The organism is Massilia putida (assembly GCF_001941825.1).
In the GTDB taxonomy this organism is placed as follows: domain Bacteria; phylum Pseudomonadota; class Gammaproteobacteria; order Burkholderiales; family Burkholderiaceae_D; genus Telluria; species Telluria putida.
In genome coordinates this window covers 184059-207165 of sequence record NZ_CP019038.1, presented here as the reverse complement: position 1 = coordinate 207165, position 23107 = coordinate 184059, and the positions used below count along the sequence as shown (strand labels likewise).

Below are 23107 nucleotides of genomic sequence, written 5' to 3'. Positions count from 1 at the left end.
TCAAAAAACGCCGACAACCATCCGGCAACCGTATTCCCGTTCGCGGCGCCGCAGCACGTCGCACTTCAGATCCAGCGCAAGTAGCGCCGGCTCTGGCGCGCGATACTGCCTCGTGTCCGCTTCATCCATCCAGCATTTTTTTATGCTGCGACGCATGGTTTTTTAATGCAATAAATTCTTGACATGCCTACGGCTGAGCCTATTCTTATACGCACCATAAAAGTTAAATAAACGAACGATGTACGCCTCAGGCGGTCGTCCAGAGGGGTCCACGATTCGTCCGGTAGTCCGTAATATCATCTTGGAGGATGTTTATGTCGGTTTTGACGCGTAGGACATTGCTGGTCGGAATTGCGGCCAGTCCGCTCTTGCTACATGCTGCATGGGCCCAGCCCACGAACCTCAAGATTTCCCATCAATTCCCCGGCGGCAGTGTCGCCGAAGGTGATTTCCGTGACCGCCTGTGCCGCATGTTCGCGGCCGAGGCCGAACGGCGGACCAAGGGACGCATCAAATTCTCGATCTATCCTCACTCCTCGCTGATGAAGAGCGACGCACAGATCCCGGCGCTGGCCAAGGGCGCGCTGGACATCTCGCTCGTGCCGCTGTCGTATGCCGGCGCCGACCTGCCCGAAGTGAACATCGGCCTGATGCCGGGCCTCGTCACGTCGTACGAGCAAGGCTATTCCTGGAAGAACGAAGAAATCGGCAAGGAATTCAACCGCGTGCTGGCCGAAAAAGGCCTCATTCTGCTGAGCTGGATCTGGCAAGCGGGTGGCATGGCGTCGCGCGGCAAACCGATCGTCGATCCGGAAGACGCAGCCGGCCTCAAGGTGCGCGGCGGCTCGCCCGAGATGGACATGATCCTCAAGGAAGCGGGCGCCAATGTCGTCTCGATGCCGTCGAACGATATCCGCGGCGCGATGGAAAAGGGCCAGCTCGACGCGGCCATGACGTCGTCGTCGTCGATGATCTCGTTCCGCCTGGACGAAGTGAGCAAGTCGGTCACGACGGCGCGCGGCGGCACGTACTGGTTCATGCTGGAACCGCTGATTATGTCCCGTGCCGCCTTCGACCGCCTGCCGCGCGACCAGCAGGCCGTGCTGCTGTCGGTGGGCGCCGACCTGGAAGCGTTCGCGCGCAAGTCGGCCCAGATGGACGATGCGGCCGTCGCCGCGCTGTTCCAGGGCGCCGGCGGCCGCACGGTCGACCTGAACGCCGACTCGCTGCGCAAGTGGCAGGACCTCGCGCGCGCGACCGCGTGGCGCGACTACGGCGAGCGCAATGCGAATTGCGCGAGGCTGCTGGCGTTGGCGGAGAAGACGATCGTCTGACGCTTGCCGTCATTCACGGCGCTGCCGTGAATGACTTCGCGCGCACGCGGGAATCCATACACAGCTTCCGAAGCTGCTGCGGACTGACCGACGGATGCAGTCGACGGATGCAGTCACCGGAAGTTCAGCATGGGTTCCCGCTTTCGCGGGAACGACGTTCAGCCGCCGGTAACCGGCGGGAAAAACGCCACTTCGCCACCCTCGGCAATCGCCATCCCCGGCTCGCACATCACGTGATTGAATGCCATGCGCAGCGCGCGCTCGTGCGCGAGGGCGTCGGCCCATGCGCCGCCGCGTGCGATCAGGAAGTCGCGCACGGCGCCCACGGTGGCCACGCCTGGTGGCAAGTCCACGGACTCGCCCGAACTGCCCAGGGCTTCGCGCACGCTGGCAAAGAATCGCAGAGTAATCTTCATAAAGCTTCTCTCAGTACTGCAGCGCGGCGAACGGGATGAAGCGCACGATGTCGCCCTTCGCGATCGCCTGGCCCGGCGGATTGTCGATCAGGCCGTCCGCCCACACGGTCGACGTCAGCACGCCCGAACCCTGGTTGGGGAACAGGTCGAGACCGCCCGCGTCGTTGATGCGGGCGCGCAGGAATTCGTTGCGGCGGTCCGGCTTGCCCCAGTCGAAATCGGCGCGCAGCGGGATCGCACGGGGCGCCACCGCGCCCGCTACCCCTTGCAGGCGCAGCAGGAACGGCCGCACGAACAGCAAAAAGGTGATGAAGCTCGACACCGGATTGCCCGGCAACCCCAAAAAGAAAGCACTGCCGTCCGCCCGGTCGACCTCGCCGAACGCCAGCGGCTTGCCCGGCTTGACGGCGATCTGCCACATGTTCAGCCGCCCTTCCGCTTCCACGGCCGGCTTGATGTGGTCTTCCTCGCCGACGGACACGCCACCCGACGTAATGATCAGGTCGTGCTGCGCAGCGGCCGCGCGCAAGGTGTCGCGCGTGGCCTGCAGCGAGTCGGGCACGATGCCGTAGTCGCTGATGTCGCAGCCGAGGTTTTCCAGCAGGCCGCGCAAGGTGAAACGGTTCGAGTTGTAGATGGCGCCCGGGGCCAGCGGTTCGCCCGGCATCGCCAGTTCGTCGCCGGTGAAGAACACGGCCACGCGCACGCGCCGGCGCACGGGCAGGCGCGCGAGGCCGACCGAGGCCGCGAGACCCAGTTCCTGGCCGCGCAGCCGCGTACCGGCCGGCAGGATGACGGAGCCCGCCACGATGTCTTCGCCTACGCGGCGGATCCACTCGCCTGGCTGCGGCGCATGCTTCACGGTCACCTGGTCGCCGTCCGCCTCGCACTGTTCCTGCATGACGACGGCGTCCGCGCCTGCGGGAATCAGCGCGCCCGTGAAGATGCGCGCCGCGGTGCCCGGCTCGAGCGGCTGGCCGACGGTGCCCGCCGGGATGCGCTGGGCGACCCGCAGCGTGGCCGATCCGCTCGCGCAGTCGGCCGCACGGACGGCGTAGCCATCCATCTGCGTGTTGTCAGCGGCCGGCACGTTCAAGCCCGACACCTGGTCGGCCGCCAGCACGCGGCCGTTGGCCGCCAGGGTGTCGACCTCCTCGACGCCGTCGACGACGCGCGCCGCGGCCAGCAGGACGTCGAGCGCCTCGCGCACCGGCATCAAGGGCTTGCGCGCAGGGCCGGCAGACTGCGGATTCACTTCGCCAGCCCCGTGTGCGCCGCGATGAATTCCTTCATCTGGGCGACGTTCGCATGCATCACGACGAAGCGCTGCGGCAGCGTCTCGATGTCCTCGAAGCCGGCCGGACGCGCGGCGTCGGTGCCCAGCGCTTCCAGGATGGTCTCGTTGAACTTGGCGGCCAGCGCCGTCTCCAGCACGATCATCGGGATGCCCGGCTCGACGTGCTCGCGCGCGACCTTGATGCCGTCGGCCGTGTGCGTGTCGATGGTGATGCCGTAGTCGTCGAACACGTCGCGGATCGTCGCGAGCCGGTCTTCATGCGTCGAGCAGCCGGACTGGAAGCCGTAGCCGGCCACCAGCTTGAACTCGTCGCCGTCGCTGCCTGGCGCGCCCGACAGGTCGAACCCGCCGTGCGTGTCGACCTTGCGGAACAGCGCGTGCGTGCGGTCGGCGTCGCGACCGACGAGGTCGTACACGAAGCGTTCGAAGTTCGACGCCTTCGAGATGTCCATCGACGGGCTCGACGTGTGGTACGTCTCGGACGATTTGCGCACGCGGTACACGCCGGTGCGGAAGAATTCGTCCAGCACGTTGTTCTCGTTCGTCGCGACGACCAGCTTCGCGATCGGCAGGCCCATCATGCGGGCGATGTGGCCGGCGCAGATATTGCCGAAGTTACCCGACGGGACCGTGAACGAGACTTTCTGGTCGTTCGACGTCGTCGCCCTCAGATAGCCGCGGAAGTAGTACACGACCTGCGCCACGACGCGCGCCCAGTTGATCGAATTGACGGTGCCGATCTTGTGGCGCACCTTGAATTCGAGGTCGTTCGAGACGGCCTTGACCATGTCCTGGCAATCGTCGAACACGCCTTCGACGGCGATGTTGAAGATGTTCGGGTCCTGCAGGCTGAACATCTGCGCGGTCTGGAACGCGCTCATCTTGTTGTGCGGCGACAGCATGAACACGCGGATGCCGCGCTTGCCGCGCATCGCGTATTCCGCCGCGCTGCCCGTGTCGCCGGACGTGGCGCCGAAGATGTTCAGCTCGTCGCCATTCTTCGCCAGCGCATATTCGAACAGATTGCCCAGCAACTGCATCGCCATGTCCTTGAAGGCCAAGGTCGGACCGTTCGACAGGCCTTGCAGGATCAGCGTCCGTTCGGGCGATTGTTCCAGCACGCGCAGCGGCGTGATCTCGGCGGCCGACTCGTCGGCGCGGGCGTTCCTGTAGACCTCCGGCGTGTAGGTCTTCGCCGTCAGGGCCTTCAGGTCGGCGTCCGGAATGTCGGTGGCGAACTTGCGCAGGATTTCGTAGGCCAGTTCGGCATACGACAGCTTGCGCCAGGCGTCGAGCTCGGCGCCGGTCACCTGCGGGTATTCCGCGGGCAGGTACAAGCCGCCGTCCGGCGCCAGGCCGCCCAGCAGGATGTCGGAAAATTGTTGGGGATTACGTGCTGCGGACGCGCTCGTCGCGCGGGTGGACACATATTGCATACGGTAGAAAAGATCGGAGTTGGCTGGCGTTGGATATTTATTATAGTCCGGACAGAGCAATATTGTCTTTTTACCGAATATTGTTTCGTTATTCCGACAGATGATGGTGCGGTGCGGCGTGGCGGGCACCGGGCGCCCGCCGTGCGACGGGCGAATACCGTCTGCGTCGAATATTCAACATGCGGCGTGGTTGACGGTGACCACGTGGATCGCCAAACCGCCCAGCGACGTTTCCTTGTACTTGGCCTGCATGTCGAACCCCGTCTGGCGCATCGTCTCGATGACCTCGTCCAGGCTGACGAAGTGTGTGCCGTCGCCCTTCAGCGCCAGCGACGCCGCCGTGATGGCCTTGATGGCGCCCATGCCGTTGCGCTCGATGCACGGGATCTGCACGAGGCCGCCGATCGGGTCGCACGTCATGCCCAGATGGTGTTCGATGCCGATCTCGGCCGCGTTTTCGATCTGGCCGTTGGACCCGCCCAGCGCCGCCACGAGGCCCGCCGCCGCCATCGCGCACGCGACGCCGACCTCGCCCTGGCAACCGATCTCGGCGCCGGAAATGGACGCGTTCTTCTTGCACAGCATGCCGATCGCGGCCGCCGTCAGCAGGAAATCGTGGATGCCGCGCCGCGCGTCGCTCGGGCGGCAATCCTCGGCGTAGTAGCGCAGCACGGCCGGGATGATGCCGGCCGCGCCATTCGTCGGCGCCGTCACGACGCGCCCGCCCGCCGCGTTTTCTTCGTTCACGGCCATCGCGTACAGGCTGACCTGGTTGACGGCGTCGTGCGGCAAGTGGTTCGTCGCGCTGCGCGCGGCCTGTTCCTGGCGCCACAGTTTCGCGGCGCGGCGCTTGACGTTCAATCCGCCCGGCAGCTCGCCTTCCGTGACGAGGCCGTGCGCGATACAGCCGCGCATCACGTCCCAGATCCGATCGAGGCCGGCGTCGAGTTCGTCGTTCGTCATGCGCGCGCACTCGTTGGCGCGCAGCATGGCGGGGATCGTCAGCCCGGCGCGGGCGCCCTGCTCCAGCAACTCGCGCATCGTGGAGAACGGGAACGGCACCGCGATCGTCTCGCGCGCCGCCTGGGTTTCGCCGGGCGCCGTGATGAAGCCGCCGCCGATCGAATAATAAATGCGTTCGATGACGCTGCCGTCCGCGAGCTTCAGGACGAAGCGCATGCCGTTCGGGTGCCCGGGCAGGGTCGACTGCTTGTGCCAGACGAGGCCCGTGCTGCGCGAAAACGGCACGGGCTTCGTGCCCAGCAGGTTCAGCACGCCGTCCAGCTCCGCTTCCGCGAGCTTGTCCTCGACGGTGTCCGGGTCGACGTCCTGCGGGGTCTCGCCCATCAGGCCGAGGATCACGGCCTTGTCTGTGGCGTGGCCGACGCCCGTCAGCGCGAGGGAACCATACAGATGGGCTTCGACGCCCACCGCCGCGTCCAGCGGACCACATTCGACGAGGAAGCGGCGCGCGGCCACCATCGGGCCGACCGTGTGCGAGCTGGATGGGCCGATGCCGATCTTGAATAAGTCAAATACGCTCATGTCCATGAGCTGTCTCCAGTTTTGTTTATGTGACGGGCTGCGCGTCCCTCTTGGGGACGCCACCCTCAAAACGTCATTCCCGCGGAAGCGGGAATCCATCCTGAACCAGCAACATCCAGCTCAGCATGGACTCCCGCGTGCGCGGGAATGACGGAGTACCTATGTTGTCCACTTATGGTGGATCGACACATACGTTCATTGTCATCAGGCCGCCTTGCTCATCCCGACGTCGACATTGGCCAGCATGTCGGCAACCATCTCGTCGACGCCGATGCGCGCCTGCCAGCCCCAGTCCGCGGCCGCGCGGCTGTCGTCGAGACTCTTCGGCCAGGAGTCGGCGATCTGCTGGCGGCTGTCCGGCTGGTAGGCGATACGGAAGGCCGGCAGTTTCTTCTGGATGGCGGCAGCCAGCTCGCGCGGATTGAACGAGACGCCGGCCACGTTGTACGACGAACGGATCACGACCTTATCGGCCGGCGCGTCCATCAGTTCGATGGTGGCGCGGATCGCGTCCGGCATGTAGATCATCGGCAGCGTCGTTTCCGCGCCGAGGAAGCATTCATAGGTCTCGCCGCGCAGCGCCGCGTGGAAGATCGCGATCGCGTAGTCCGTCGTGCCGCCGCCCGGCGGCGACTTGTAGCTGATGATGCCCGGGTAGCGGATGCTGCGCACGTCCACGCCGTATTTCGCATGGTAGTACTCGCACAGGCGCTCGCCGGCCAGCTTGCTGATGCCGTAGATCGACGTCGGGTCCATGACCGCGTACTGCGGCGTGTGCTCGCTCGGCGTGTTCGGGCCGAACGCGGCGATCGACGACGGCCAGAACACCTTCAGCGGCTTGCCCGCTTCTCCCCGCTCGCGCGCGATCTCGAGGATGTTCAACAGCCCGTCCATGTTCAGCTTCCATGCCTTCAAAGGCGCCTTCTCGCCCGTGGCCGACAGCAGCGCGGCCAGCTGGTAGACCTGGGTGATGTCTTCGTCGGCGATCAGCTGCGCCACCGCGTCCTGGTCGAGCACGTCGACGCGCACATAGCGTGCCGCGCCGTACACATTGTCCGCGCCGATGTCGGAGGCGATCACGTTGGCGGCGCCGTGCTGCTGCGCGAGGGCGGTCACCAGTTCACTGCCGATCTGGCCGTTGGCGCCGATGATGAGGATGCGTTCCATGCTTGTTTCCTTCTTGTTCCGGCTTCGTGAGCCGTATGAGCGTCGAAAACCTGCTTCGCGTTGCACTGGCGTCCTGCTTTGCGCGTCGTACTCTCGTACAGCTGCGCGTCTGGGACGCCGTTGCGGCGGCCCGCGGCGGTCTTTCGAAGCTCCTCCATGTTCCCGGCGCGCCGCTTCGTGGGCGGCGCCATCCGGCCGATCGGTGATCCGTCCCGCCCCGGTCAGGCGGCCTTGATGATGCCCAGTTCGCGCCCGGCCTGTTCGAAGGCGGCGAGCACCGTGTCCAGCTGCGCGCGGGTGTGCGCCGCCGACAGCTGGACGCGCACGCGCGCCTGGCCCATCGGCACCACCGGGTAGAAGAAGCCCGACAGCAGCACGCCCAGTTCGAACATGCGCGCCGCGAATTTCTGCGCGACGGGCGCGTCGAACAGCATCACCGGCACCACCGGGTGCGTGCCCGGCTTGATGGTGAAACCGATACGCTCGATCTCGCGGCGGAAGTATGCGGTGTTTTCGTGCAACCGGTCGCGCAGTTCGGTCGACTTGCTGATGCGGTCCAGCACGGCCAGCGACGCGCCGGCGATCATCGGCGCCAGCGTGTTGGAGAACAGGTAGGGACGCGATTTCTGGCGCAGCGTCTCGATGACTTCCTTGCGGCCGGACGTAAAGCCGCCCATCGCGCCGCCCAGCGCCTTGCCGAGGGTGCCCGTGATGATGTCGATCTTGCCGAGCACGCCGCAGTGCTCGTGCGTGCCGCGGCCCGTCTTGCCCATGAAGCCGGAGGCGTGCGACTCGTCGATCATCGTCAGCGCGCCGTACTTCTCGGCCAGCGCCACGATCTTGTCCAGCTGCGCGATCGTGCCGTCCATCGAGAATACGCCGTCCGTGACGATGATCTTGTGGCGCTTGCCGGCTTCCGTCGCGGCCTGCAGCTGCTTTTCGAGATCGGCCATGTCGTTGTTGGCATAGCGGTAGCGCGCGGCCTTGCACAGGCGGACGCCGTCGATGATCGAGGCGTGGTTCAGGGCGTCCGAGATGATGGCGTCGTTCTCGTCGAACAGCGGCTCGAACACGCCGCCGTTGGCGTCGAACGCGGCGGCGTACAGGATGGTGTCTTCCGTGCCGAGGAACTCTGACAGCTTCTTCTCCAGCTCCTTGTGCACCGTCTGCGTGCCGCAAATGAAGCGCACGGACGACAGGCCGTAGCCGTATTTCTGCAGCGCCGCTTCGGCCGCCTTCTGCGTCTCGAGGTCGCCCGACAGGCCGAGGTAGTTGTTGGCGCACATATTGATCAAGGTGCGGCCGTCGTCGGCGACCACTTCCGCGCCCTGGCGCGAGGCGAGCACGCGCTCGGGCTTGAACAGGCCTTCGGTCTTGAGCGTGTCGAGTTTCTGCTGGAGGTCGCTATAGAATGCTGGGTCGCTCATGTTTCCTCGTCCTTGTCGGTTGGCGAATGGTATAGTGTCGGTTCGTTCGATGTATGGAACTTGTTCTATATTTCGAACAGAATTTCAATATATTGAATCTTACCCCCAGCCATTGAACTTGGCAAGCAAGCTCCATGAACAAAGCGGTCACCACCAGCGCCCCTCCCGAAGTCGGGGCCACCCTGCAGCGGCTGCGCCTCGCGCGCGGCCTCACCCTGGAAGACCTGTCGCGCATCGCCGGCGTCTCGAAATCGATGCTGTCGCAGATCGAACGAGAAAAGGCCAACCCCACCATCGCCATCACGTGGCGCCTGGCCAATGCGCTCGGCGTGCAGATCGGCGAGCTGCTATCGTCCGAGGTGCGCGCGGTCGACCTGATCCGTGTCGTCGACGCCCACGAAATCCCCACCTTGCCCGGCAGCCACGCGGGCTACTCGCTGCGCATCCTCGGACCGATGGACCTTGCCGGCAAGTACGAATGGTATGAACTGACCTTGCAGCCGGGCGGCGAACTGGCGTCGCAGGCCCACGATCCTGGTACCAACGAACACTTGACCGTAGTCACCGGGACGGTTGAACTGGAGGTCGGGGCCGAGAAGCGAAAAATCAAGCACGGCGCGACGGCGCGTTATCCGGCCGACCAGAATCATGCTATCCGGAATGCCGGCAAGACGGAGGCGAAGGCGTTGCTCGTGGTGGTGCACCGCTGAGAAAGCAAAAACCCCCGCACGTGGCGGGGGTCGTCATGGGGTCGGATCGTGCGGCGCTTACAGCGGCGGGTGCAAACCGTTCTGGTACGCCGCCCCGACGATTTCGATCGCGCGGCGCGCTTCCACGCAGAACGCCCGGAACAGGCGGGCAAGCTTGCTCTCGGTGGCGATGGGGGTCGAGGTCGTGGTATAGGCGTTCATGTCAGCTCCGTCGTCAATTCGTTCAGTGATCACGGAACTTTATCCCTGCACCAGATATAAATCCAATTTCCATTTACGATCACGGCAATACGTTTTCATGATTTCTGTCACCGTGATATCGCGGTCGACGGCAACGGGAATCACTGCGGCTTATATCACGCGGCACGCCGCTCCGGTCCCGCGTACCGCCGGCCGTTCTGCCGCCGGCGCCGCAGGCCGATGACGGTCTCGATCTGTTCCTGCGACAGCCGGCGCGCGACGATGGCCTTGCCGGCGGGCGGGTCGCCGGCGTCCGCCGCCAGCAGCATCCACATGTAGGAACGCACGGTATCGCGCGCCACGCCGCGGCCGCTGTTGTACATGCCGCCGAGGTTGTACTGCGCCAGCGCATGGCCTTGCTCGGCCGCCAGGCGGTACCAGTGCACGGCCTGCCGGTCGTCCTGGGGACGCCCTGGCCGTTCGCAACCATGACGCCGAGGTTGTTCTGGGCGCTCGCGTCGCCCTGCTCGGCCGCACGGCGATACCACGCGGCGGCCATGGCATCGTCGCGGCAGACGCCTTGCCCGTTGGCATACATCACGCCGAGCATGAACTGGGCCTTGGCGGCGCCCTGCTCGGCCGCGCGCCGGTACCAGTGCAGCGCCCGCTCGGGGTCGCGCGCCACGCCCCGGCCCTGGGCGTACCGGTTGCCGAGGTCGACCTGGGCCGGCACGTGGCCCTGCTCGGCAGCCGCCAGCGTCCAGGCCAGCGCCGCCCCGCCGCAATGCGCGCCGTCATGCCCATCCGCGTGCTCGTCCGCATCGGCCCCGGCCAGCAGCTGGGCCAGGCTGAATTGCGCTTCCGCATCGCCCTGCTCGGCGGCGCACTCGAGCCAGGCCTTGGCGCCGAGCATATCGGGCGGCACGCCGTGGCCCGTCAGGTACGACAGCCCCAGCAGCCGCTGCGCGGGTGCATGGCCACGCGCGGCGGCGCGGCGGAACCAGTACATCGCCTCCGCCTCGCTCGGGGCCACGCCCTGGCCGCGCCGGTACATCAGGCCCAGGCAGACCTCGGCCTCGGCATCGTCCAGCAGCGCCGCCTTGCGGAACCATGCCATCGCGAGCGGATGGCTGCGCGCGACGCCCGCGCCGTCGAGGTAACAGGCGCCGAGCAGCCGCTGGGCGCTGGGCAGGTCCTGCTCGGCCGCCTTGTAATACCAGGCGACGGCCAGTGCGGGATCGCGCGCGACCCCGCGCCCGGTCCGGTACAGGTCGCCCAGGTTCTGCTGCGCCGACGCATCGCCCTGGGCGGCGGCCAGGCGGAACCAGCAGGCCGCCTCGTCATCGGACTGCGCCACGCCCCGCCCCTGGAAATACATGCTGCCCAGGTGGTTCTGCGCGAACGCGAGACCTTTGCGGGCGGCCCGTTCCAGCCAGCGGCAGGCCGCGACGTCGTCCTGCGGCACGCCGTCGCCCTCCTTGTACATCATCCCGAGGTTGAACTGCGCATAGGCATTCCCGCGCGCGGCCGCGCGGGCGAACCAGGCGAGCGCGCCGGCGCGCGGGATGGACTCTTGACTGTGCATGCGATGCTCCTGACGGAGTCGAAGAATTGCCAAAAGTGTAATGATGCGATACATCACGGATTTGACTTGCGCCAACGTGCGGGGGATGGACGGACGCGAAAACGACGCCGTCGCCACGGGTCGGCCGACGTGGCCGCCGCCACGCAACGACGACTTGGTGCCGGGAGGAATTAAGCGGGCACGCGCCGTCCCGCCGCGTACACGCCCATGAACGCATCGACTTTGGCCGCGGCCACGCGGTTGAGCGACACGAGCAGGTCCGGATCGACGCCCGCGAGGCCATAGGCGGCGCCGAGGTGGCGGCCGATATGCAGCAGCAGCTGCGCCGCGACTTCGGCATCGGCCTCGGCACGGTGGGCGCGGCTGTTGAACGCGATGCCGAGGACGCGCGACAACTGCCCCAGCTTGTAGCTCGGCTGGCCCGGGAAGACGCGGCGCGACAGCTTCAGCGAGCACACGAGCCCGCCATGACGGCAGGCGTGGCCCAGCCGCGCGCCCTCCGCCTTGAGGAATTTTTCGTCGAAGCTGGCATTGTGCGCGGCCAGCACGTCGTCGCCGATGAAGTCGATGAGGGCCGGCACGACGTCGGCTGCGGGCGGTGCGCCGTCGACCATCGCCTGCGTGATGCCCGTCAGCTGGGTGATGAACGACGGCACCCGCACGCCACAGTTCACGAGCGAGACGTAGCGCTCGACGATCTGCCCGTCCGCGATGCGCAGGGCGGCCACCTCGGTGATGCGGTCGCCGCCGTCGGGCGACAGGCCGGTGGTCTCGAAGTCGAGCATGACGATGGGGCGTTCGAACACGGTGCTTCCTTTGCGATGATGGTTGGCTCAGCCGAACTTGCGGGCCGCGTCGATGGCCAGGCCGGCGCCGATGCTGCCGAACAGGTCGCCCTCGACGCGGCGCGCATCGGGGACGATGGCGGCGATCCGCTCACGCAGGCTCGCCACGCCGCTGGAACCGCCCGTGAAGAACACGGTGTCGACGCGCTCCGGCGCGATGCCGGCTTCGTCGAGCAGGCGCTGCACGGTCGCGCCGACGCCGTCGACCAGGCCGCCGATCGACGTGGTGAACAGGTCCCGGCCCACGCGCAGCACCTCCGGCGGATCGATGCGGTCGAGGTCCAGTTCCACCTCGGGCACGTCGGACAGGCCGATCTTGGCCTCTTCCACGCGCATCGCGAGCCAGTGGCCGGCGCGGTCGTCGATCAGGCGCTGCAGGCGCTTGAGCTTGTCGGGCTCGGCCGCGTCGCGCACGAGGTCGGCCAGCTGGGCGATGCTCTTGCGCGTATAGGCCTGGTTGATCGTATGCCACGTCGCCAGGTTGAAGTAATAACTCGACGGCACCGCCGCACCCGACAGCAGCGCGCTGCCGTGGCCCAGCAGCGGCATCACGGACGCGAGGCTCAGGTATTTGTCGAAGTCCGTGCCGCCGATGTGCACGCCGCCCGTCGCGAGGATGTCGTCGCGGCGGTCCGTGCGGGCGGTCCGGTCCGGACCCAGGCGCACGAGCGAGAAGTCGGACGTGCCGCCGCCGATGTCGGCGATCAGGACGAGTTCCTCGCGCTCGATCCGCGATTCGTAGTCGAACGCGGCGGCGATCGGCTCGTACTGGAAGCCGATGTCGCGAAAACCCACCGAACGGGCGATGCCGGCCAGCGTGTCCTCGGCGAGGCGGTCCGCGTCCGGATCGTCGTCGACGAAGTACACGGGGCGGCCGAACACGGCGCAGTCGAACGCCCGCCCGGCCTCGCGCTCGGCGCGGCGCTTGATCTCGCCGATGAAGTGTCCCAGCAATTGACGGAACGGCAATGCGCGCCCCGCGACTTCCGTCTGGCCGTCCATCAGGCTCGTGCCCAGCAGGCTCTTCAGCGAGCGCATCAGGCGTCCCTCATAGCCTTCCAGGTAGTCCGCCAGCGCGGCGCGGCCATAGCGGACCTGCTCGTCGTCCGCGTTGAAAAACACGACGGACGGCAGGGTCGCCTTGCCATCCTCGAGAGGCAGCAACGTGGGCTGGCCGGGGCGCACCCAGCCGACGGTGGAGTTGGATGTGCCGAAATCGACGCCGCAAGCGTTCGCCATGGAAGTCTTTCGATTTAAAGGGGCGAGATGTTACCAGATTCCGGGCGCGGAACCAACGCCGGACCGGCCTGTCTCATGGACACCACGCCTTACGGAGGACACATGTCGACCACGGCAGGCAGTTCCGATTTCGCGCCCGGCACCCACGCCGGCGAGCACGCCCACCCCCACGGCTGGCGGCGCTGGCTGTTCGCCACCAACCACAAGGACATCGGCACGCTCTACCTGTGGTTCGCCCTCGCCATGTTCATGGCCGGCGGCGTGCTGGCCCTCCTGATCCGGCTGGAGCTGTTCCAGCCGGGCCTGCAATTCTTCCGGCCCGAGCTGTACAACCAGTTCGTCACCCAGCACGGCCTCGTGATGATCTTCGGCGCCATCATGCCGGCCTTCGTCGGCTTCGCCAACTGGATGATCCCGCTGCAGGTGGGCGCGTCCGACATGGCGTTCGCCCGCATGAACAATTTCTCGTTCTGGCTGCTCCCGCCCGCCGCCGCGCTGCTGCTCGGCTCCTTCTTCGTCGCCGGCGGCGCGAACGCGGCCGGGTGGACCATGTACCCGCCGCTGTCGGTCCAGATGGGCCCCGGCATGGACATGACCATCTTCGCCGTCCACCTGATGGGCGTGTCGTCGATCATGGGCGCCATCAACATCATCACGACGATCCTGAACCTGCGCGCGCCCGGGATGTCGCTGATGAAGATGCCGATGTTCTGCTGGACGTGGCTGATCACGGCCTACCTCCTGATCGCCGTGATGCCCGTGCTGGCGACGGCCGTCACGATGATCCTCACCGACCGCCACTTCGGCACCACGTTCTTCAACGCGGCCGGCGGCGGCGACCCGGTGATGTTCCAGCACATCTTCTGGTTCTTCGGCCATCCGGAGGTCTACATCATGATCCTGCCCGGCTTCGGCATCATCTCCCAGGTGATCCCGGCGTTCGCGCGCAAGCCCCTGTTCGGCTATGCGTCGATGGTGTACGCGACGGCGGCCATCGCCATCATCTCGTTCGTCGTGTGGGCGCACCACATGTTCACGACGGGCATGCCCGTCACGGGCCAGCTGTTCTTCATGTACGCGACGATGCTCGTGGCCGTCCCGACCGGCGTCAAAGTGTTCAACTGGGTGGCGACGATGTGGCGGGGCTCGCTCAGCTTCGAAACGCCGATGCTGTTCGCCGTCGGGTTCATCTGGGTCTTCACGATCGGCGGCTTCACCGGGCTCATCCTCTCCGTGGCGCCCATCGATATCCAGATGCAGGATACTTACTACGTGGTCGCGCACTTCCATTACGTGCTGGTGGCGGGGTCGCTGTTCGCCTTGTTCGCCGGCTATTACTACTGGGCGCCCAAATGGACCGGACACATGATCGACGAACGCCGCGGAAAATTCCACTTCTGGAATTCGCTCGTGTGGGTCAACGTGACCTTCTTCCCCATGCACTTCCTCGGCCTGGCCGGCATGCCGCGCCGCTACGCGGACTATCCCGTCCAGTTCACCGACTTCCACGCCCTGACGTCGGCCGGCGCCTTCCTGTTCGGTCTATCCCAGGTGTACTGGCTCTTTTGGGTCGTGATCCCGAACATCCGCGGCGGCCCGCCCGCGCCGGCCAAGCCGTGGGAGGGGGCGGAGGGCCTCGAATGGACCGTGCCGAGCCCGGCGCCCTTCCACACGTTCGAGACGCCGCCCCTGGTCAAGTGACCCCGCGGGTGCCGCCATGACGCAGGAATGGACATTGCGGCGCAACTGCTCCCTGTCCCCGCGCCAGGCCGCGCGCGCCTATGCCATCCTGTGCATCGGCTCACTTGCTGTCGCGCTCGGCTTCCTGGTCCACGGCATCTGGTTCGTGCTCGGGTTTTCCCTGCTCGAACTGGCCCTCGTCGGGCTCGCCATGCTCGTCTATGCGCGCCATGCGACGGACCACGAGCGCATCGCGCTGTCCGAATCGGGCCTGCTCGTCACGTGCGTGCAAGCCGAAAAGCGCGAGCTGATCCGGCTCGATCCGTTGTGGACCCGCGTCGTCGTCCCGGATGAGCGCCCGCGCACGCTCATCCAGCTTGAATCGCGCGGCGTGAAGGTCGAGATCGGCCGCTTCGTCGACGATTCGCGGCGCCGCCAGGTGGCCCGCGAGCTGCGCCAGGCGCTGCGCAGCGTGTCCGCGATGCGCTAGAGAAACAATATCCCCTCCCATTCCGCCTGACTGATCCGTGTAAGCCGCGTCTGACAACCACACGGCTACGGTACCGATGTTTCTATTTTTTTATGTTTTGCATAATGCGGTATCCGCTTTGCCGCGCCGCATCGGCGCGCGCATTGCACCGGTTATGCGAGGAGAGAAGAACAATATGAAAGTAATGGAAGGCTATGCAATCGTCGTGCATGGCGGGGCCGGCAGCCCGCGCGCGTACGACGACGGATGCGAACGCGCGGCGCAGCGGGCGGTCGAGGAGCTCGACATCAGCGCTGACGCGCTCGAGGCCGCCATCGCGGCCGTCGTGTCGATGGAAGACGATGGCCGCTTCAATGCCGGCAGCGGCTCGGTGCTGTGCCTGGACGGCGCAACGGTCGAGATGGACGCGTCCGTCATGGACACCCGCGGCCGCCTCGGCGCCGTCGCCTGCGTGCAGGGCGTCAAGAATCCCGTGCTGCTGGCGCGGGCCGTCGCCGAGACGCCGCACTGGCTGCTGGCGGGCGACGGCGCGAGCCGTTTCGCCGCGGCCATCGGCCACCCGGCCCACACGACGATCTCCGACCACCAGCGCGCGGCCCACGAAAAAGTCATCCGCGAGCTGGCCGGCCGCGTGCCGTCGATGCCGGGTATCTCCGACGAGGCGAAAGCGTTCCTGCGCTTCTGGAATTACCAGACGCCGCTCGACCTGCCCGCCCACGCGGCCTGCGACACGGTCGGCGCCGTCGTGCGCGGACCCGACGGCCATTTCGCCGTGGCGCTGTCCACGGGCGGTTCGGCGCCGTCGCTGCTGGGCCGCGTGGGCGACACGCCCATCATCGGCAGCGGCTTCTACGCGGGTCCCGAGGGCGCCGTGGCCGCCACCGGCATCGGCGAGCAGATCGTGCGACACCTGCTGGCGCGCACCGTCTACGGCTGGATCGAGGGCGGCATGCCGCTCGAACAGGCCCTCAAGCGCGGCGTCGACCTGTTCGACCCGAAGGTCCCCGTCGGCCTGATCGCCGTCAGCCGCACGGAGGCAGGCTCCCACAGCAACCAGGATATGCCCCACGCAAGGATCGTCGCATCATGACCGTACAAGACAAGAACGCCATCGCCCAGGCCGAACAGGCGGAGCGGGTCGCCAAGAGCCACGGCCACCTCGTGATCATCGGCGGCGGCGAGGACAAGCAGCACGACATGGCGATCCTCAAGCGCTTCGTCGAACTCTCCGGCGGCCCGTCCGCCAAGATCGTCGTCATCACGGCCGCCAGCGCCGTGATGGATAGCATGTGGGAAACCTATGAACGCGCATTCGCCGACCTCGGCGTCACGCGCCACCTGCACCTGCATCTGGACAGCCGCCAGGACGCGAACGACGAACTCCGCATCCGCGACGTGCGCGACGCCGACGGCATCTTCATGACCGGGGGCGACCAGAAACGCCTGCTCGCCATCGTCGGCGGCACGAAGCTCGACGCGGAGATGCACGCCGCCCTCAAGCTGCGCGGCGCCTGCATCGGCGGCACCAGCGCCGGTGCGTCGGCGATGTCCGGCCACATGCTGGCGCAAGGCCGCGCGGAACTGCATCCCGAGAAGGGTTCCGTGAGCCTGGGCGCGGGCCTCGGCTTCCTGCACAAAGTCGTCATCGACCAGCACTTCTCCGAGCGCCAGCGCCTGTCGCGCCTGTTGTCCGTCGTCGCCCAGAACCCGTATTTGCAGGGCATCGGCATCGACGAGGACACCGCCCTCGTCGTCGAACGCGGCGTCGGCATCGAAGTGGTGGGCCAAGGCGCCGTCACCGTCGTGGACGGCCGCGCGATGTCGACGAACGTCGCGGAGATCGCCAACCACGAAACCCCGGAACTGATCGACGTGCGCCTGCACCTGCTGCCGGCCGGCAGCCGATACAGCCTGCCGGGCACGGACGACGACGACACGAGACGCATCCCTCCCCCACTGCTTGAATTTCTGGAAAACCTCACGAAACGGAATCCGATCTCATGAACATCGCAGAACAACGCATCCTGCGCGGCCCGAACCTGTACGCCGCGTCGCCCTGCCTGCTAGCCGTCCTCGACATCGCGGGGGAGCGGCACGCCGCGGGCCTCGGCACGCGCCTGCTGGCCGCGCTGCCCGCGATCTCCGCCGAAGCGGCCGCGCGCCTGTCCGACTGCAAGGCCGCGCACGAAGCCCTCGAACCCGTCGTGATGGAGCTGCAGCGCCTGGCCGGCGCGCCCGGCACGTTCAGCCTGACGCGGTGTGATGCCGCCCGGCCGCAGCGCGTGCGCGTCGTGTGCGGCTACACGGTCGAACAGGTGGCGGCGCAGGCGCTGCGCACGGCCGCCGCCCTGATCACGGCATGCGAACGCCAGCAGGCGTTCGACCTGGACGCGCTGCGCGACACGACCCGCCGCCATGCCATCGGCACGAGCACGGCGGCCGTGCTGGCGGCCGCGCACCGGCGCGGCATCCCGAGCCTTCGCCTGACCGAGGAAGCGAACTTGTTCCAGCTGGGCTGGGGCAGCCGCCAGAAGCGCCTGCAGGCGACCATCACGGGCGCGACCAACCATGTGGCTGTCGGCATCGCCAGCGACAAGCAGCTGACGAAGACCCTGCTCGACCAGGCCGGCGTGCCCGTGCCCGCGGGCGCCACGGTATCGACGCTGGAAGACGCGCTGCGCGTGGCGCGCCGCCTCGGCGGCCCCGTCACCGTGAAACCGCTCGACGCGAACCAGGGCAAGGGCGTGACGGTCGCGTGCGCGACGCGCGAGGACATCGCGCGGGCGTTCGACTTCGCCCGCAAGTACGGCCCCCGCGTCATCGTCGAAGAACACCTGCAGGGCCGCGACTACCGCGTGCTCGTCACGGGCCGCAAGGTGGCCGCCGCCTCGTGGCGCCGGCCGCCGCACGTGACGGGCGACGGCGTGTCGACGATCCGCGCACTCGTGGCGATCGAGAACCGCAACCCCGCGCGCGGCGACGGCCATGCGAACATCCTCACGAAGATCCCGCTGGACGACCTCGCGCTGCAGGTGCTCGCACAGCAGGGCTACGACCTGGATGCGGTGCCGCCGGAAGGCCGCGTGGTCGACCTGCGCGGCAATGCGAACCTGTCGACGGGCGGTACCGCCGAAGACGTGACGGACCTGCTGCCGGAAGAAACGCGCGACATCTGCATCCGCGCCGCGCGCACGATCGGCCTGGACGTCGCCGGCATCGACATCGTCTGCCAGGACATCGCGCGGCCGCTGCGCGGGCAGAAAGGCGGCATCATCGAAGTCAATGCGGCGCCGGGCATCCGCATGCACCAGTACCCCAGCCGCGGCACGCCGCGCGACGCCGGCGCAGCCATCGTCGATGCGCTGTTCGGCGAAGACGACGGCCGCATTCCCGTCGTTGCCGTGACGGGCACGAACGGCAAGACGACGACGAGCCTCCTGATCGCCCACGCGACGCGTCTCGCCGGCCTCACCACGGGCGTGACGACGACGGAAGGCGTGTACATCGACGGCGCGCGCATCGTCAAGGGCGATTGCACGGGCTACCGCTCGGCGCGCACCGTGCTCGCGTCGCCTGACGTCGATTTCGCCGTGCTGGAGACGGCGCGCGGCGGCCTCCTGAAACGCGGGCTCGCGTTCGACCACTGCGACGTCGCGATCGTGCTGAACGTCTCCGCCGACCACCTGGGCCTGGACGGCATCGACACGGTCGAGGAACTGGCGCGCGTCAAACGCGTCATCGCGGAGCGCGCGCGCCGCGCCGTCGTGCTGAACGCGGAGGACGATCATTGCGTCGCGATGTCCGACGCGCTGCGGCACGCCGTGGAAATCCTGTATTTCTCGCTGGACCCCGACAATCCCATCCTGCTGCGCCACCTGGAAAACGGGGGCCGCGCCGTCTACCTCGAAGACAATGTCATGGTGCTGGCGACCGGCGCGCGCCACGAGGCGCTGCTGGACGTGCGCACGATGCCGTGCACGATGAAGGGCGCCGCGCGCTACAACATCGCCAACGGGCTCGCGGCGGCCGCCGCCCTGGCCGTGACGGGTTTCGGCAACTTGGAGATCGCGGCCGGCCTGCGCACCTTCGTCTCCGACTGGAAGCACAACCCGCTGCGCTCGAACGTGTTCGATGTCGACGGCGTGACCGTCATCTTCGACTACGCGCACAACACGGCCGCCTATGCCGCGCTGGCCGAGACGGCACGCGCCCTGACGCCGGGCCGCCTCGTGGGCGTCGTCGCGGCACCGGGCGACCGCCGCGACGAAGACCTCGTCGCCATCGGCGAGACGTGCGCGGCCGGCTTCGACGACCTGGTCGTGTACGAGACGGAAAACCGCGGCCGCGCGGCGGGCGACGTGGCGGCGCTGCTCGTGCAGGGCGCGCGCCTCGGCAAATTCGAAGGAGACCATCTTCAGGTCGAGCTGAACGTGCACGAGGCGATCCGCGCCGGCCTCGCGCGCTGCGAGCCGGGCGACGTGCTCGTCTTCGGCTGCGGCTCGTCGATCACGGAGCTGACGGAGGCGATCCGGCCCACGTCGCCGGCGACGGCGAGCCGGATCGAAGCGGAAACGGTGTAGGCGCGACGGTTTTTGCCGCTTCGACTTATCATCGTATCACTTGGCAACCCGGGACTTGTGATATGGCCGCGCCTGCTGAACCGCCCGATGGTCTGGGCCTCGATTTCCGTCTCTTATTCGATGCGACACCGATTCCTTATCTGGTTCTGAGGCCCGACTTCACCATGGTGGCCGCGAATGAAGCACGCTTGCGCGCCACCATGACGACGCGCGAACAGATTCTCGGGAGAAATCTGTTCGAGGTATTCCCGGATAATCCCGCGGATCCCGGCGCCACCGGCACCACGAACCTGCGCGCTTCCCTGATGCGCGTGCTGCAAAACAGGCAGCCCGACGTCATGCCGATCCAGAAATACGATATCCCCAAGCACGGTTCGGCCGCGGGCGAATTCGAAGTACGGTATTGGAAACCGCTCAATACACCGGTGCTCGATGCGGCGGGCGACCTCGTCTTTATCATCCACACCGTGGAAGACGTCACGGAACAGGTATTGCGGCAGCAGGCGGCCGAGGCAGGCGAAGCCCGGTTCCGGCAAATTGCCGATGCCATGCCCCAGATGGTCTGGTCGGCATTGCCTGATGGATATCACGATTATTACAACCGGCGGCATTATGAATTCGCCGGCGTGTCGCGGGATGAAACCATCGGCCAGAACTGGGGCGCGATCATCCACCCGGACGATCTGGCGCGCACGGAAAAGGCCTGGACGCATTGCCTCGCGACCGGCGAACCGTACAAGATCGAATACCGGTTGCGGCATCACTCGGGGGAATATCACTGGATGCTGGCGCGCGCCTTGCCGATCCGGAACGAGGCCGGCGAGATCGAACGGTGGATGGGCACCTGCACCGATATCAACGACCAGAAAATCATGCAGGCGGAATTGCAGAATGCGCAATCGCGACTGGAAGGCACGTTGACCGCAGCGGAAATCGGCACCTGGACCTGGGATGTCCAGGCCGACCGCGTCTATGCGGACCGCAATTTCGCGAAAATGTTCCACGTTTCCGACGCGGATGCCAACGGCGGCCCGCTCAAGGCCTATCTCGATGCGGTCCATCCCGACGACAGAGCCGGCGTCGACGCCAATATCGCGGAATCGCTCGCCACCGGCAAGCCGTATCAATACTATTTCCGCCTACGTCATCGGGACGGCAGCATCCGGTATGTCCATGCGCGCGGCAAGATCGATATCGATCCGCACAGCGGCAAGCCGGTCTGGATGCCGGGCGTGATCCTGGACATCACGCAGCAGAAACTCGCGGAAGAAGCGCGGCTGCGGACCGAATTCCAGTTCAGGACGATCGCCGAATCGAACGTCATCGGGATCATGCAATACCGTTACGACGGCACCCTGATCAAGGCGAATGACGCTCTGCTGAGGATGCTCGGGTACACGCGCGAAGAATTCGAACTGACCGGATTATCCTGGCGCCAGCTGACGCCTCCCGAGTGGGCGGAGGCCGACCGGAAGAGCCTGGAAACCCTGCAATCCACCGGCAGCGTGGAGGCCTACGAGAAAGAATACTTCCGCAAAGACGGCAGCCGCCTGCCCGTGTATATCGGCGCGGCCAGTTACAAAGGCACCAAGGACGAAGGCATCGCCTATATCCTCGACATCAGCGAATCCAAAAAGGCCCAGGCGGCGCTCAAGGAAAGCGAGGTCCAGTTCCGCACCCTGGCGGAAAACATTCCGCAATTGGCCTGGATGGCGAACAGCGACGGCTGGATCTTCTGGTACAACAACCGCTGGTTCGAATATACCGGCACGACGCTCGAGGACATGCAAGGATGGGGATGGGAAAAGGTGCACCATCCCGACTTCGTGGAAGCCGTGAAGGCCAAGTATTACGACGAGATCGTCGTCCAGCAGATTGCGTGGGAAGACCTGTTTCCGCTACGCAGCGCCAACGGGGAATATCGCTGGTTCCTGTCGAGGGCCGTTCCGATCCGCGACCGGAATGGGCAGATCGTCCGCTGGTTCGGCACGAATACCGACATCACGATCCAGCGCGAAGCGGAAGAGGCGCTGGAACTGGCCAACCGGCGCAAGGACAAATTTCTCGCCATGCTCGCGCACGAACTGCGCAATCCCCTGGCGCCGATCAGCACCGCTGCGGAGCTTCTGGGACGGGCCGGCGCCGACAAGGACGTCGTCAAACAATACAGCGCGATCATCACCCGCCAGGTCAGGCATATGACCGACCTGGTCGAAGATTTGCTCGACGTGTCGCGCGTGACGCGCGGCCTCGTGTCCGTCGAGAAGGCGGAGCTTGACATCAGGGACGCGGTCCAGAGCGCGATCGAGCAATCGAAACCGCTGATCGAGTCGCGCGGCCATGCTCTCTCCGTCCGCCTCGCGCCGGCGCCCGCAGTGGTGCTGGGCGACCGCACGCGCCTGATCCAGGTGTTGACGAATTTGTTGAACAACGCGGCGAAATACACGCCGCTCGGCGGCCACATCGACCTGCGAATGGAAGTCGACGGCCCGTGTGTCTCCATCAGCATCGCCGACGACGGCATCGGCATGGATGCCGCGTTCCTGCCGCACGTGTTCGACCTGTTCACGCAGGCCGAGCGTACCCCGGACCGGTCGCAGGGCGGGCTCGGGCTCGGCCTTGCGCTCGTCCGCAGCATCATGTCGCTGCATGGCGGGAACGTGACGGCCAACAGCGAAGGCCCCGGCAAGGGGAGCACGTTCACGTTGTCGATGCCGGTACTCCGTCACGGACACGACGCCGCCCGCCGGTCCGCGGCGCCCGCCCCGGACAGCCAGGCAGTGCAACCGTTGACGATCCTGATCGTCGACGACAACGCCGACGCGGCCGACTCGCTCGCGGCCCTGCTGCAGACGCAAGGCCATACCGTGACGATCCGCCACGACGCGCAGAGCGCGCTCGACGCGGCGCGGTCGGCGCGTCCCGACGCCCTCATCCTGGACATCGGCCTGCCCGACATGGACGGCTACGAGCTGTCGCGGCGGCTGCACGGCATGGACGGCACCCGGGACGCGCTGTTCATCGCGCTGACGGGCTATGGACAGGCACACGACAGGGTCCTCGCCAAGGCCGCCGGATTCCAGCACTATTTCGTGAAGCCGATCGACATGACGGCGTTGCGGCGGGTGCTGTCGGAGGTGGCGCCCGCCGCCGCGACGCACGACTGACGGGCGCAC

General features: G+C 66.7%; 18 protein-coding genes and 1 pseudogene. 8 read left to right on the top strand and 11 right to left on the bottom strand.

Features of this window, described 5'->3' with window-relative positions:
- Window positions 1-314 precede the first annotated feature (314 nt).
- Window positions 315-1334, top strand: coding sequence for a TRAP transporter substrate-binding protein DctP (gene dctP / locus BVG12_RS03350; RefSeq protein ID WP_075791173.1), 1020 nt, complete (start codon window positions 315-317; stop codon window positions 1332-1334).
- Window positions 1335-1492: 158 nt separating this feature from the next.
- On the opposite strand, the gene moaD is transcribed toward dctP, so the two are convergent.
- The 6 genes from moaD to BVG12_RS03320 all read right to left on the bottom strand — a co-directional run bounded on the left by moaD (window position 1493) and on the right by BVG12_RS03320 (window position 8622).
- Window positions 1493-1750, bottom strand: coding sequence for a molybdopterin converting factor subunit 1 (gene moaD / locus BVG12_RS03345; RefSeq protein ID WP_075791172.1), 258 nt, complete (start codon window positions 1748-1750; stop codon window positions 1493-1495).
- Window positions 1751-1760: 10 nt separating this feature from the next.
- Window positions 1761-2966 (bottom strand): molybdopterin molybdotransferase MoeA, encoded by a 1206-nt coding sequence (locus BVG12_RS03340; protein ID WP_075796176.1) that lies wholly within the window; start codon window positions 2964-2966, stop codon window positions 1761-1763.
- A 35-nt stretch (window positions 2967-3001) separates the two neighbouring features.
- Window positions 3002-4483: a threonine synthase gene (gene thrC, locus BVG12_RS03335; RefSeq protein WP_075791171.1), complete on the bottom strand. Its 1482-nt coding sequence runs from the start codon at window positions 4481-4483 to the stop codon at window positions 3002-3004.
- A 174-nt stretch (window positions 4484-4657) separates the two neighbouring features.
- Complete coding sequence (locus tag BVG12_RS03330) at window positions 4658-6034, bottom strand: L-serine ammonia-lyase (protein ID WP_075791170.1); 1377 nt, start codon at window positions 6032-6034, stop codon at window positions 4658-4660.
- Window positions 6035-6232: 198 nt separating this feature from the next.
- Window positions 6233-7195, bottom strand: a complete 963-nt coding sequence (locus tag BVG12_RS03325) for an NAD-dependent epimerase/dehydratase family protein (protein WP_075791169.1) — start codon at window positions 7193-7195, stop codon at window positions 6233-6235.
- A 221-nt stretch (window positions 7196-7416) separates the two neighbouring features.
- Window positions 7417-8622, bottom strand: coding sequence for a glycine C-acetyltransferase (locus BVG12_RS03320; protein ID WP_075791168.1), 1206 nt, complete (start codon window positions 8620-8622; stop codon window positions 7417-7419).
- Window positions 8623-8756: 134 nt separating this feature from the next.
- Between BVG12_RS03320 and BVG12_RS03315 the strand changes: the two genes are divergently transcribed.
- Window positions 8757-9332 (top strand): helix-turn-helix domain-containing protein, encoded by a 576-nt coding sequence (locus BVG12_RS03315; RefSeq protein ID WP_075791167.1) that lies wholly within the window; start codon window positions 8757-8759, stop codon window positions 9330-9332.
- 57 nt (window positions 9333-9389) lie between these two features.
- Here BVG12_RS03315 and BVG12_RS33805 read toward each other — a convergent pair whose 3' ends face one another.
- From BVG12_RS33805 to BVG12_RS03260, 5 genes and pseudogenes are all read right to left on the bottom strand, one after another.
- Window positions 9390-9533, bottom strand: a complete 144-nt coding sequence (locus BVG12_RS33805) for a hypothetical protein (RefSeq protein ID WP_156895522.1) — start codon at window positions 9531-9533, stop codon at window positions 9390-9392.
- 155 nt (window positions 9534-9688) lie between these two features.
- Window positions 9689-9958: a tetratricopeptide repeat protein gene (locus BVG12_RS35605; protein WP_307189129.1), complete on the bottom strand. Its 270-nt coding sequence runs from the start codon at window positions 9956-9958 to the stop codon at window positions 9689-9691.
- 122 nt (window positions 9959-10080) lie between these two features.
- Window positions 10081-10998: pseudogene (locus tag BVG12_RS34940) on the bottom strand (SEL1-like repeat protein); the annotation flags it as partial.
- A 269-nt stretch (window positions 10999-11267) separates the two neighbouring features.
- Window positions 11268-11903 carry a 3'-5' exonuclease gene (locus BVG12_RS03265; RefSeq protein WP_075791166.1) on the bottom strand — a complete coding sequence of 212 codons (636 nt, stop codon included), beginning with the start codon at window positions 11901-11903 and terminating at the stop codon, window positions 11268-11270.
- Window positions 11904-11930: 27 nt separating this feature from the next.
- Window positions 11931-13181, bottom strand: a complete 1251-nt coding sequence (locus tag BVG12_RS03260; protein WP_075791165.1) for an Hsp70 family protein — start codon at window positions 13179-13181, stop codon at window positions 11931-11933.
- Window positions 13182-13283: 102 nt separating this feature from the next.
- Between BVG12_RS03260 and ctaD the strand changes: the two genes are divergently transcribed.
- From ctaD to BVG12_RS34935, 6 genes are all read left to right on the top strand, one after another.
- The gene (gene ctaD, locus BVG12_RS03255; RefSeq protein WP_075791164.1) at window positions 13284-14882 is read left to right on the top strand and encodes a cytochrome c oxidase subunit I; all 1599 of its coding nucleotides are present in this window, start codon (window positions 13284-13286) and stop codon (window positions 14880-14882) included.
- Between the two features lie 16 nt (window positions 14883-14898).
- Entirely contained in the window at window positions 14899-15351 is a 453-nt protein-coding gene (locus tag BVG12_RS03250; RefSeq protein ID WP_075791163.1) for a DUF2244 domain-containing protein, read from the top strand.
- Between the two features lie 175 nt (window positions 15352-15526).
- A complete protein-coding gene (locus BVG12_RS03245) occupies window positions 15527-16441 on the top strand; it encodes an isoaspartyl peptidase/L-asparaginase (protein WP_083684483.1) in 915 nt (304 codons plus the stop codon).
- The gene (locus BVG12_RS03240) at window positions 16438-17355 is read left to right on the top strand and encodes a cyanophycinase (RefSeq protein ID WP_083684480.1); all 918 of its coding nucleotides are present in this window, start codon (window positions 16438-16440) and stop codon (window positions 17353-17355) included. Before BVG12_RS03245 ends, BVG12_RS03240 begins: the two co-directional genes overlap by 4 nt.
- A complete protein-coding gene (gene cphA / locus BVG12_RS03235; protein ID WP_075791161.1) occupies window positions 17352-19931 on the top strand; it encodes a cyanophycin synthetase in 2580 nt (859 codons plus the stop codon). Before BVG12_RS03240 ends, cphA begins: the two co-directional genes overlap by 4 nt.
- 62 nt (window positions 19932-19993) lie before the next feature.
- Window positions 19994-23098: a PAS domain S-box protein gene (locus tag BVG12_RS34935; protein WP_083684477.1), complete on the top strand. Its 3105-nt coding sequence runs from the start codon at window positions 19994-19996 to the stop codon at window positions 23096-23098.
- Window positions 23099-23107: the final 9 nt, after the last annotated feature.